Source organism: Marinirhabdus gelatinilytica, from assembly GCF_003353425.1.
Taxonomy (GTDB): domain Bacteria; phylum Bacteroidota; class Bacteroidia; order Flavobacteriales; family Flavobacteriaceae; genus Marinirhabdus; species Marinirhabdus gelatinilytica.
In genome coordinates this window covers 1,246,475-1,258,641 of record NZ_QRAO01000001.1, presented here as the reverse complement: position 1 = coordinate 1,258,641, position 12,167 = coordinate 1,246,475, and the positions used below count along the sequence as shown (strand labels likewise).

Annotated in this window: 13 protein-coding genes and 1 pseudogene; 2 read left to right on the top strand and 12 right to left on the bottom strand. The window is 41.0% G+C overall.

The window, feature by feature from the left end:
* Positions 1 to 24: 24 nt before the first annotated feature.
* Positions 25 to 216 (top strand): annotated as a pseudogene (locus C8D94_RS15445) (type II toxin-antitoxin system RelE/ParE family toxin); the annotation flags it as partial.
* Positions 217 to 220: 4 nt separating this feature from the next.
* On the opposite strand, the gene C8D94_RS05870 reads toward C8D94_RS15445, so the two are convergent.
* The gene (locus C8D94_RS05870; protein WP_115123053.1) at positions 221 to 424 is read right to left on the bottom strand and encodes a hypothetical protein; all 204 of its coding nucleotides are present in this window, start codon (positions 422 to 424) and stop codon (positions 221 to 223) included.
* A gap of 113 nt (positions 425 to 537) precedes the next feature.
* On the opposite strand from C8D94_RS05870, the gene C8D94_RS05865 reads away from it, so the two are divergent.
* Positions 538 to 1,980: an SDR family oxidoreductase gene (locus C8D94_RS05865; RefSeq protein ID WP_115123052.1), complete on the top strand. Its 1,443-nt coding sequence runs from the start codon at positions 538 to 540 to the stop codon at positions 1,978 to 1,980.
* A 35-nt stretch (positions 1,981 to 2,015) separates the two neighbouring features.
* On the opposite strand, the gene ctlX is transcribed toward C8D94_RS05865, so the two are convergent.
* The 11 genes from ctlX to rpsM form a co-directional block, all read right to left on the bottom strand.
* Positions 2,016 to 2,951, bottom strand: a complete 936-nt coding sequence (gene ctlX / locus C8D94_RS05860; RefSeq protein ID WP_115122926.1) for a citrulline utilization hydrolase CtlX — start codon at positions 2,949 to 2,951, stop codon at positions 2,016 to 2,018.
* Positions 2,952 to 3,038: 87 nt separating this feature from the next.
* Entirely contained in the window at positions 3,039 to 3,839 is an 801-nt protein-coding gene (locus C8D94_RS05855) for a hypothetical protein (protein ID WP_115122925.1), read from the bottom strand.
* A gap of 32 nt (positions 3,840 to 3,871) precedes the next feature.
* Complete coding sequence (locus C8D94_RS05850) at positions 3,872 to 4,786, bottom strand: dimethylarginine dimethylaminohydrolase family protein (RefSeq protein ID WP_115123051.1); 915 nt, start codon at positions 4,784 to 4,786, stop codon at positions 3,872 to 3,874.
* 64 nt (positions 4,787 to 4,850) lie between these two features.
* On the bottom strand, positions 4,851 to 6,137 hold the full coding sequence (locus C8D94_RS05845) for a citrate synthase (protein ID WP_115122924.1): 1,287 nt from the start codon (positions 6,135 to 6,137) through the stop codon (positions 4,851 to 4,853).
* 220 nt (positions 6,138 to 6,357) lie between these two features.
* Positions 6,358 to 7,644, bottom strand: a complete 1,287-nt coding sequence (eno, locus tag C8D94_RS05840) for a phosphopyruvate hydratase (protein ID WP_115122923.1) — start codon at positions 7,642 to 7,644, stop codon at positions 6,358 to 6,360.
* A 121-nt stretch (positions 7,645 to 7,765) separates the two neighbouring features.
* Positions 7,766 to 8,875, bottom strand: coding sequence for a glutamine-hydrolyzing carbamoyl-phosphate synthase small subunit (gene carA / locus C8D94_RS05835; RefSeq protein WP_115122922.1), 1,110 nt, complete (start codon positions 8,873 to 8,875; stop codon positions 7,766 to 7,768).
* 182 nt (positions 8,876 to 9,057) lie between these two features.
* The gene (gene rplQ / locus C8D94_RS05830; RefSeq protein WP_115122921.1) at positions 9,058 to 9,534 is read right to left on the bottom strand and encodes a 50S ribosomal protein L17; all 477 of its coding nucleotides are present in this window, start codon (positions 9,532 to 9,534) and stop codon (positions 9,058 to 9,060) included.
* Between the two features lie 63 nt (positions 9,535 to 9,597).
* Entirely contained in the window at positions 9,598 to 10,590 is a 993-nt protein-coding gene (locus C8D94_RS05825; RefSeq protein ID WP_115122920.1) for a DNA-directed RNA polymerase subunit alpha, read from the bottom strand.
* Positions 10,591 to 10,610: 20 nt separating this feature from the next.
* Positions 10,611 to 11,216, bottom strand: a complete 606-nt coding sequence (rpsD, locus tag C8D94_RS05820; protein ID WP_115122919.1) for a 30S ribosomal protein S4 — start codon at positions 11,214 to 11,216, stop codon at positions 10,611 to 10,613.
* 163 nt (positions 11,217 to 11,379) lie between these two features.
* The gene (gene rpsK / locus C8D94_RS05815) at positions 11,380 to 11,778 is read right to left on the bottom strand and encodes a 30S ribosomal protein S11 (RefSeq protein ID WP_115122918.1); all 399 of its coding nucleotides are present in this window, start codon (positions 11,776 to 11,778) and stop codon (positions 11,380 to 11,382) included.
* An 11-nt stretch (positions 11,779 to 11,789) separates the two neighbouring features.
* A complete protein-coding gene (gene rpsM, locus C8D94_RS05810; protein ID WP_115122917.1) occupies positions 11,790 to 12,164 on the bottom strand; it encodes a 30S ribosomal protein S13 in 375 nt (124 codons plus the stop codon).
* Positions 12,165 to 12,167: the final 3 nt, after the last annotated feature.

Sequence of the window (12,167 nt, the reverse complement as noted above, 5' to 3'; positions counted from 1 at the left end):
TAACAAGCCTACAGTTATTACAACTTAATAATTGGAGAGTTTGAATATATAGCGAATAACTATTTGATGGGGAAATCTGCAGAACAAACTCGAAAAAACTATCGAGTGACAAAAATCAAATCGCACCCGATTTTTTACAGAAAGGTCGAAAATGAAATTATTGAAATCGTTGGCATTTTACATCAGAGAATGGATATCAAAAAACGACTTAAATAAACAACTATCGTTTCCTCATAAAAGCACCCGCTACCAGTGCCAACACCCCAAGGCCTATCATTCCCAATGTTTGGTTACTCAAGCCTTCTTTTGCTGAAACCTCCAAAGGGCCAACATCAAGCACTTCTTGAGGCACAAAGGCGTTGTAGAGACCAAAACCTATAAGCACCACACCTACAACGATTAATACAGTTTTCAAGATTTTCATATCCATATATTTTTTATAAAGATAGTAAACTTAGCTAGCCACTGTTTTTAAAGTTTTGATAAAGTCCATCTTTGTTCAGGAAATACAACTTATCTTTAAACAAAATACAGGTTTTGAAGATTTTACTCACCGGGGCCAACGGTTATATTGGGATGCGTTTATTGCCTTTGCTCTTAGAAGAGGGGCACCAAGTTGTGTGTTCGGTTCGCAACGCCAACAGACTATCAATTGCTGAAGATTTAAAACAGAAAATTGAGATTGTTGAAATTGACTTTCTTGAAGAAGTAGAACCCAATAAGCTTCCAAAAGATATTGATGCAGCCTATTATTTAATACACTCCATGTCTGCCTCCACCGATGATTTTGACGAAAAAGAGGAGCAATCTGCAAAAAATTTCAACACCTATTTACAGCATACCCAGTACAAGCAAGTGATCTATCTAGGCGGTATTGCCAATGAAAAAAACCTGAGCAAACACCTTCGCTCTAGAAAAAACGTAGAGGAAACCCTTAGGAGTGGCAATGCCCAGCTAACCGTTTTACGAGCGGCAATTATAGTGGGGAGCGGTAGTGCTTCTTTTGAAATTATAAGGGACTTATGCGAAAAGTTACCTGTAATGATTACGCCCAAATGGGTGAAGACCCGTTGCCAACCCATTGCCATAAGAGATGTGTTGGGTTATTTAACGGGTGTCCTAGGGAATGAGAAAGCCTACGGCGAAAGTTTTGATATAGGTGGTCCAGATATCCTCTCTTATAAAGAAATGATGTTGGGCTATGCCAAGTGCCGAAACTTGAGTATTGCTATTATAGATGTACCATTTATGTCGCCCAAGTTATCCTCTTATTGGTTGTATTTTGTAACCTCAACCTCATACAAACTGGCATTGAACCTTGTTGACAGCATGCGTGTTGAAGTAATCTCAAAAGATACCAGACTTCAAGAAATGCTGGACATTCAACCTGTTAGCTATACAAAAGCCATAGATCTGGCTTTCAAAAAAATTAAGCAGAACCAAGTAGTTTCAAGTTGGAAGGACAGTATGGTGAGCGGGCGTTTTAAAAAAGAACTGAAAAAATATGTAGAAGTTCCGGACCAAGGGTGCTTAAAGGACAAACAGACAGTGCAATTAAAAAACCCAGAGAAAGCACTGGAAAATATCTGGAGCATAGGTGGTAATAGAGGCTGGTACTACGGAAACTGGCTTTGGAAAATAAGAGGTTATCTGGATAAACTTTTTGGTGGTGTTGGTCTGCGCCGCGGCCGCACGCACCCAAATAAAATCTATGAGGGTGACAGCCTTGATTTTTGGCGTGTGATCCTGGCCGATAAAAATGAAAAAAGGCTATTGCTATTTGCTGAAATGCGGGTCCCTGGAGAAGCTTGGCTTGAATTTGAAATTGACGCAAACAATGTGCTACACCAAACAGCTACATTCCGACCACGTGGTTTAACAGGAAGGCTGTACTGGTATACCATGTTACCTTTCCATTATTTCATTTTTGCAGGGATGATCAATAGGATTGCAGAGAGCACCTATGAAATAGAAGAATAAAATTTACTTCGAGCGGTTTAGGAGTAACCAAATTTTTACTCCTTTTTAGGCAAAAATACCTCTGCCATCATACAGCGAGCGCTTCCACCGCCACATGTTTCAATAGTATGAAGATCACTACTTACTATTTCGCAATGCTTTTCTATTTGGGTAATTTGGCCTTTGGAGAGGCTCTTATGGGCAGCCAGGCTCATTACCAAGTACTTTTTATCTTCCGCCCCACGTACCTGTAGCATATTGCCTGCAAATTGATGCATTTGTGCTTCTGTGATGTTCACAACCTCTTTATTGGATTGTCGTAGAGCAGAGATTACTTGTTTTTTTTCTTTGGGGTTATCTATACTGTCCAAGCAGATTACGGCAAATTCTTCGGCGAGGGCCATCATCACGTTGGTGTGGTAAATGGGCATTCGCTTCCCATCTACTGTTTGGTTTGCCGTGAAAACTATAGGTGTATATTCAAAGTCCTCACAAAATTCTATAAAGAGTTCTTCATCGGCCCTTGGCGAGAGTGCACAGTAGGCTATCTTGTTTACACGGTCCAGCAACAAACTGCCTGTACCCTCCAAAAAAACTCCTTCTTCTTCCGCGGGGGTATAGTCCATAAAACTTTCAATATGAAACCCTTCGCTCTCTAGGCGGGTCATAATTTCTTCCCTACGTTCACGGCGTCTATTCTCAGCAAACATAGGATAAAGTCCTACGGTACCATTCTCATGAAAACTTACCCAGTTATTTGGAAAAATTGAATCTGGAGTGTCCATCTTAAGGTCATCGTGCTCTACAATTACCTGGACCCCTACTGCTCTCAACTTAGCTACAAAACCATCAAATTCTGCCTGTGCTTTTGTATTGATATCAAAGTTTTTGGCGTCGATATCTTCTTGAAAATAATTATTTACTGCGGTCTCTTCGTTCATACGGAAGGCCACAGGGCGTATCATTAATATGGTATTGGTGATTTGTTGCATGTAATTATTTCAAGAAGTTAAATTGGGAACGCAAAATTAAACAAATAGTAGGTTAAAAAAACCTGTGGGGTACTAAATAATTTAGTCTCAAAAAGTATAACTACCTCCCAGACCATACGCTGCTCCTAAAAAGGTATTTCTTCCGCTGAAAGTATATGAAAATGAAACGTATACACCAAATTTTGGGGTAAACGGTTTATAGAAAGTACCTCCAGCTTTATGGAAATCAACGCCAAACTCCCTAAAGTTCTGTGGGGAGGGTGTTCCTCGGTAATCTATACCGCCAAAAGAGTGCTGAAAATCGTAAAATAGATCGTAATACCAGTTTGATGTTGCTCTACCTATTTTTAGGGTAGCAGGAATACTATTGGGAACTTCTTCCAACTTAAGGGAAAAACCACTCTGTAAGGTTGCGAACCAAGCACTGGTAGCGCTATAATGCACCATTCCCCTAGTTTCCAAAACAGTCGCCCGCTGGCCAATATCGTTAAGGCCGCCAATGTTGTATTTTGAAATAGGTGTTGAAAAGCCCACCCCACTGCTCAATTCAAAAATACCCGCCTCGGACTTAATACTAAGAAATCTATACTTTAGGAAGACCGAAATATCCTGGAAATTATTTTCCTTGTTACTAGAAATATAGGGCAGTTGCAGGTTTATGTCCAGGTTTTCTGTGATTCCGTAGGCCGTAAAGAGAGAAACGTAATAAACACTACGTTCCAGGTCAAGCGTATTTGAACCTGCCATATATTTTTTTGAATCTTCAAAGCCAACACCCAATACAACCGAGGCGTTGTTGTCCCCTCGGTAAAAACCATCTATTTTGCCTTGTGCGTTAGCAAAAAAGGGAAAGGAACAGACTAGAATTGTAAAGAATTTTGGGCTCATAAAATATGTACGCAATGAAGCCCTCTTTAGTTTTAGGCTCTTTGCAAGGGCATTGTAGAGCACCGCAGAAGTCCCTCTTGTTTGGCAATTTCGGCATAGGGCACTGTTTCTACGGTAAAATTGTTTTTTCGTAACCAATCGTTCAATCTGTCGAACTTTTGTTCAGAAATTACAACACCATCGGCTATTGAAAATACATTACTGTACATTTTATACATTTCCTCTTTAGTGATATGGAAACAGTTTTCTTCTCCAAACTGGTCCACGAGCCATTGATATTCGGTTTCAAACTCAAAACCTTCCTTATGGATAATACATTTACCCTGCCCCAATGGCTGAAAGCAACAATCTAAATGGAGTGCATTTTCCCGAGGATCGTAATTCGATTTTTTCAATGCAAAGGATTTTACTTCCTTGTGCGGAAAGAATTCCTGTAAATTACTTACCCCATCGGCATTGGTACGGGCCGTAACGTAATTGTTGAAATGATCTACCCTGCAGGTTCCCACCAATATATAATTGCCAAAAGGCATTACATCCCCACCTTCAATCTTGGCATAGGAGGACAGCCTAACAATTTTCTCTTGGGGTATCTGGTCCAGTACATGCGCTATAGCATTTATTTCTTGTGCACGGTCCTCCAGCATATTTGAGATTACAATCTTATCATCGATTACAAAAGCTATGTCTCTTGTAAATATTTGGTTGTAGTCCTCAATTACGGTAGGTCTATACACCGTAACTCCATATTTTTCAAAAACGGTAGCAACAGCTTCCATTTCTGACACCATATCCTTTTCCAGAGGATAGGTTCCTGCTTTTATATGTTCTGCAGATTTTGGATCGTAGGCATCTTTAAGCGCTGGTGTTGCCCCATTACTTTTTGCAGTACCAAGAACAACTGATTTTAATGGTGAAAATTCGTCTGTGACGTTTAGTTTGATCATAGTTCTCAAATATAAAAAAAGCACCCCATTTCTGAAGTGCTTTCCTGAACTTTCCATATAAGTTCTATCTCTTGTCCAATGATTTAAATTCTCTATGGTTTTCACCAATATATACCTGTCTTGGACGACCAATAGGTTCTTTTCTAAGTCGCATCTCTCTCCATTGTGCAATCCAACCAGGCAAACGACCTAATGCGAACATTGGCGTGAACATTTCAACAGGGATGCCCATTGCTCTGTAAATGATACCTGAGTAAAAATCTACATTCGGGTATAATTTCCTGTCCACAAAATAATTGTCTTCCAAAGCTTCTTTTTCCAGTCCTTTTGCAATATCGAGTACAGGGTCTTCAACACCAAGTGCGTCTAGCACATCATCAGCAGATTTTTTAATGATTTTGGCTCGAGGATCAAAGTTTTTATACACCCTATGTCCAAAGCCCATTAAACGGAAAGGATCCTGCTTGTCCTTGGCTTTTTGCATAAACTTGTGCGTATCGCCACCATCTTCCTTAATAGCTTCCAGCATTTCGATAACTGCTTGGTTGGCTCCTCCATGAAGAGGGCCCCAAAGAGCTGCAATACCAGCTGAAATAGAAACAAACAACCCTGCATGTGAAGAACCTACCATCCGTACCGTAGAGGTAGAACAGTTTTGTTCATGGTCTGCATGTAAAATCAATAACTTGTCCAGTGCATCTACAATTACCTTGTTTGGTGTATATTCCCCACTAGGTTTTTTAAACATCATTTTCACAAAGTTATCTACATACCCCAAGTTATCATCGCCATAGTCTAAAGGTAGTCCTACTCGCTTACGGTAAGCCCAAGCGGTTAATACTGGAAATTTTGCCATCAACCTTACAATGGCGTTGTACATATCTTCCTCGCTATCTACATTTACCGATGATGGATTAAACGCCACCAAGGCACTTGTTAGCGAAGACAGTACGCCCATAGGATGTGCCGATTTTGGAAAACCGTCCAAAATTTTCTTTACATCCTCATCTACGTGGGATTGTGCTTTTATGTCGCTGTGGAATTTGTCCAGTTGCTCTTTTGAAGGAAGTTCTCCAAAAATCAGCAAATATGCTACTTCTAAAAAGTCTGCTTTGTCGGCCAAATCTTCAATTGCATATCCACGATATCTCAAAATACCTTCTTCACCATTTAAAAAGGTAATCGCACTCTCGCAAGATCCTGTGTTTTTGTAACCTGGGTCTATGGTAGTGACACCTCCAGTGGCTCCGCGTAAGGTTTTGATATCTATTGCAGTTTCATTTTCAGTTCCAGTGATCAATGGGAAGTCGTAGGATTTACCATCAATTTGGAGTGTAGCTTTTTTGGACATATATCTCTTTTCGTATTAATAAGGTTTTTGAATATAATAACACCAACTGGCTTGCTGGCAAATAAGTTGCTAATTTACAAAATATCCCACTATTTTTTTAGGAATCTGGGGGGTTTGTAGGTTAAAATATCCTTAAAATGGGTGAAACACAAATTTGAAACCACACCAAAAAAATGCCCCTATAAATAATTCCATAGGGGCTGTATCCTGAAGTTGAAAATTATACTTTAAATGCGTCCCTACCTGGATAGTAGGCAATGTCTGCCAATTCTTCCTCGATACGTAGCAACTGGTTGTATTTTGCCATACGGTCGCTTCGTGAGGCCGAACCAGTTTTAATCTGCCCGCAATTGAGTGCTACGGCAAGATCTGCAATGGTGTTGTCTTCGGTCTCTCCGCTACGGTGCGACATCACCGAAGTGTATCCGGCGTTGTGTGCCATATTCACAGCAGCAATGGTTTCGGTAAGGGTTCCTATTTGGTTTACCTTTATCAAAATTGAATTGGCAATATTTTCTGAAATCCCTCTTGAAAGTCGTTCTACATTGGTCACGAACAGATCGTCCCCAACCAATTGTACCTTATCCCCTACCTTTTCGGTCAAGGATTTCCAGCCGTCCCAATCATTTTCATCCATACCATCTTCTATAGATATAATTGGGTATGCATCGCACAATTCAGCGAGATAGCTGGCTTGTTCTTCACTGGTTCTAACCTTTCCGCTATCACCTTCAAATTTTGAATAGTCGTACTTTCCATCTACATAAAATTCTGCTGAAGCACAATCCAGAGCGATCATAATTTCGTTCCCAAACGAATACCCTGCATTCTCAACAGCTTTGGCTATGGTATCCAAGGCATCTTCTGTTCCGTCCAAAGTAGGGGCAAAACCACCTTCGTCTCCTACTGCCGTACTCAAATTCCTGTCGTGTAGTACTTTTTTAAGGTTGTGGAAAATTTCAGAACCCATTTGCATCGCTTGCGTAAAGCTTTTAGCCTTTACGGGCATCACCATAAATTCCTGAAAGGCAATGGGTGCATCGCTATGGGAGCCTCCGTTGATGATGTTCATCATTGGTACGGGCAGCGTTTTGGCGCTCACACCGCCCACATAACGGTACAGTGGTTGTCCCAACTCTGCAGCCGCAGCTTTGGCACAGGCAAGCGAAACTCCTAAAATTGCATTTGCACCTAGTTTCGATTTATTTGGCGTACCGTCCAGTTCTAACATTATTCTATCTATCTGTGCCTGCTCAAATACTGAGACACCCAACAACGTTCCAGCAATCTTACCGTTTACATTTTCAACAGCTTCTAGGACGCCTTTTCCCATATAATTGGTGCCGCCGTCACGTAGTTCCACTGCTTCGTGCTCACCTGTGGAGGCTCCCGATGGCACTGCTGCGCGGCCCAAGTAGCCATGTTCGGTAATTACATCTACCTCTACGGTTGGATTTCCTCGAGAATCGAAGATTTGTCTAGCGTGTATGTCTATAATGATACTCATTTCTGAATGATTTAATATTTATATTGTCTGGTTGGGAGTCCGCCTGCGGAACGGGCAGATAGCCGAAACCTCATTAAAAGAAACCTTTCAGGCTTTGAAACCCGAAAGGTCTACTCGTAATTTATTTGGTGTTTTTAATATTCGCCACAAAATCATCAAAAAGATAGCTTGCGTCATGGGGCCCTGGGCTGGCTTCTGGGTGATATTGTACAGAAAATACCGGCTTATTCTTCATTTTTATCCCAGCTGCAGTCTCATCGTTAAGGTGCAAATGGGTAATCTCTATATCGTTGTTTGCCTCTGCTTCCTCTCTATTAATAGCGAAACCGTGGTTTTGTGAGGTAATCTCACCTTTTCCGGTTACTAAGTTGAGGATCGGGTGGTTGATTCCTCGGTGTCCGTGGTGCATCTTATAGGTTGAGATACCATTGGCAAGTGCCAGTACTTGGTGACCCAAACATATTCCGAAGAAAGGCTTGCCCGTTTCAGTAATCCTTCTAGTGGTTTCTATGGCCTCGGTGAGTGGTTCTGGGTCTCCAGGACCATTGCTGAGAAAATACCCATCTGGGTTAAACTCTTGTAGGTCTTCGAACGAAGCATTGTAGGGAAATACCTTTATGTAGCAATCCCTTTCGGCTAAATTGCGAAGTATATTTTTTTTGATTCCGATATCCAATGCTGAAATCTTATAGGTTGCATCTTTATTTCCGAAGAAATAAGGTTGCTTGGTAGAGACCTTGCTTGCCAACTCAAGCCCTTCCATGTTTGGAACATCGGCCAGTTGTTTTTTTAAACCTTCAATATTCTCAACTTCAGTAGAGATTACGGCATTCATCGCACCGTTGTCACGAATATAACTTACCAAAGCCCTTGTGTCTACATCGCTAATGGCAAGCAAATTATTTTTATCCAAGAACTCTTCTAAGGAACCGTCGGCGCCAGGCCTTGAGTAATTATAGCTAAAGTTTCGGCAAATAAGTCCTGCTATCTTTATACTGTCACTTTCCACCTCGTCGCTTGCTACACCGTAATTCCCTATGTGGGCATTGGTGGTTACCATAAGCTGGCCATAATATGAGGGATCCGTAAAAATTTCTTGATAGCCCGTCATTCCTGTGTTAAAACAAACTTCTCCAAAGGCTGAGCCTTCCTTTCCTCCCACGGCCTTGCCGTGAAAGATGGTTCCATCTGCTAGTAAGATAAGGGCGGGTTTTCTTGTTTGGTATTTCATTGTATCAAAGTGTTTAGCAAAAATACTCTAATTGCAATTGTTATTAAAATTCAGTTTTTATAAGTTTTGAACATTTCCTTGGAGCGAATTAAGAGGGCGCAGCGAAGAAAACGTATGTTCAAAAAAAAGGGACAAACAATTGAATGTTTATCCCTTTTCGATATCTATTGAAGAACTTTCATTTACTCTTCTTCTTTTTTAGCTTCGGTTGTTTTGGCTGGAGCAGCTGCCTTGCTTCCACCTCCACGACGGCTACGGCGTGTAGATTTCTTTTTGGTTGCTTTTCCTGCGTTGTACAACTCATTGTAATCAACCAGCTCAATCATTGCCATATCTGCGGCATCTCCTGCACGACTTCCCAACTTGATGATACGTGTGTATCCTCCAGGGCGGTCTGCTACCTTAACAGCTACATCTCTAAACAGCTCTACTACTGCTTCTTTTTGGCGCAATCTTGCCATTGCGATACGACGGTTGTGCGTAGTATCTTCTTTAGACTTTGTGATGATAGGCTCTACAAACTGCTTAAGCGCTTTTGCCTTTGCAACTGTAGTGTTAATCCTTTTGTGCTCTATCAATGAGCAAGCCATATTGGCCAACATTGATTTTCTATGCGCTGTTTTTCTACCTAAGTGGTTGAATTTTTTTCCGTGTCTCATGACGTTTTGTTTATCATCTTGCTACCAGACCACGCGAAGAGCGTGGGAGCAAAATATGATTAGTTAATCTTTATCTAATTTGTATTTTGAAAGATCCATCCCGAAGTTCAGTCCTTTTACATTTACAAGCTCTTCAAGCTCGGTCAATGATTTTTTACCGAAATTTCTGAATTTCATCAAGTCATTCTTGTTGTAAGATACCAAGTCTCCCAGGGTATCAACTTCTGCAGCCTTTAAGCAGTTAAGGGCACGAACCGAAAGATCCATATCTACCAATTTGGTCTTCAACAACTGGCGCATATGCAATGATTCCTCATCATACGTTTCAGTTTGTGCAATCTCGTCAGCCTCAAGTGTAATACGCTCATCACTGAACAACATAAAGTGGTGGATGAGGGTTTTTGCCGCTTCGGTCAACGCATCTTTTGGATGGATTGATCCGTCTGTCTGTATTTCAAAAACCAATTTTTCATAATCGGTCTTTTGCTCTACACGGAAGTTTTCAATACTGTACTTCACGTTTTTTATTGGAGTGTAAATAGAATCTGTGAAGATGGTCCCAAGAGGAGCATTTGCTTTCTTGTTCTCTTCAGCAGGAACGTAACCACGACCTTTCTCGATAGTGATCTCGAAGTTCATGTTCACTTTCTTCTCCATATTGCAGATTACCAATTCTGGGTTCAATACTTGGAAACCAGAGATAAATTTTTGGAAATCGCCCGCAGTTAACTGATCGTTCCCATTCACTGAAATGGTTACGGTCTCGTTATCTATTTCATCAATTTGACGCTTGAAGCGAACCTGCTTCAAGTTCAGGATTATTTCGGTTACATCTTCTACTACGCCTGCAATGGTAGAAAACTCGTGGTCTACTCCTTCGATACGTACCGAAGTGATTGCAAAACCTTCAAGAGAAGATAATAAAACCCTTCTAAGCGCATTACCAACCGTTAAACCGTAGCCAGGTTCCAAGGGACGAAATTCGAACTTCCCCTCGAAATCTGTAGAGTTGATCATGATAACTTTATCGGGCTTCTGAAAACTAAATACTGCCATAGTGACTTTAGTGTTTTTTATTATTTAGAGTATAATTCGACGATAGACTGAACGTTGATATTCTCAGGAATCTGGATCAATTGTGGAACAGAAACGTAGGTTCCTTCCATTTTCTCACCGTTCCAAGTAATCCACTCGTATACGTGGCGTGCATTGTCTAACGAAGATGTGATAGCTTGTAGCGACTTAGATTTTTCTCTAACCCCTACTACATCACCAGCTTTAAGTTGGTAAGAAGGTATGTTTACTTTCTCACCGTTTACTGTAATGTGCCTGTGGCTCACCAACTGTCGTGCTGCACTACGCGTTGGGGCAACACCCATACGATATACAACATTGTCCAAGCGAGACTCAGCCAATTGCAACAATACCTCACCCGTAATTCCTGGGGCTGCAGTTGCTCTTTTAAACATGTTTCTAAATTGACGCTCCAAGATACCATAGGTATACTTTGCTTTTTGCTTTTCGGCCAGCTGGATTGCGTATTCAGATTTTTTTCCACGACGACGGTTGTTCCCGTGCTGCCCTGGAGGATAGTTTCTTTTTTCGAAGGCTTTATCGTCTCCGAAGATAGCCTCGCCAAATTTTCGGGCTATTTTAGATTTTGGACCAGTATATCTTGCCATTTCTAGTAGTTTTTGAAGGAGGAACTAAATTAAGGTCTTACGTTAATCCTCTAGTTCCTAGACCCTTCGGTTGATATTTGTTGAATTTTAAGTTTGCAAAGATACGATATACTACGATATAAACTAAATTATACCCTGTATATCGTATCTTCAAAAGTTTTGCTTAAACGCGACGACGCTTTGGAGGGCGACATCCGTTATGAGGCATAGGTGTTACGTCGATAATTTCGGTAACTTCTATTCCTGCATTGTGGATAGAACGGATAGCAGACTCTCTACCATTACCCGGTCCTTTCACGTATACCTTACACTTGCGCATACCAGCATCGGTTGCAACGGCTGCTGCATCTTCAGCAGCTAATTGTGCAGCGTAAGGAGTGTTTTTCTTAGATCCTCTAAAGCCCATTTTACCGGCAGAAGACCAAGAGATCACGTCTCCGTTCTTATTTGTCAACGAGATTATAATGTTATTGAAGGATGCAGTGATGTGTGCTTCACCTACAGACTCCACATTAACTTTACGTTTTTTTGTGCTTTTAGCTTTTGGATTTGACTTTGCCATATCTCTAGTGATTATTTAGTTGCCTTTTTCTTGTTAGCAACTGTTTTACGTTTTCCTTTTCTGGTTCTTGAGTTGTTCTTGGTACGTTGTCCACGTAACGGAAGACCCGCTCTGTGGCGAATACCTCTGTAACAACCAATGTCCATTAAGCGCTTTATGCTTAATTGTACTTCACTACGTAACTCACCTTCGATTGTGAAAGACCCAACAGCTTCACGAATTTTCCCGATTTCATCATCGTCCCATTCGTTTACTTTTTTGTCTTCGCTAACTCCGGCTTTTTCCAATATATCCTTCGCACGGCTATTGCCAATTCCGAAGATATACGTTAACGCGATTACACCCCTTTTTTGTTTAGGGATATCTACACCTGCGATTCTTGCCATAAC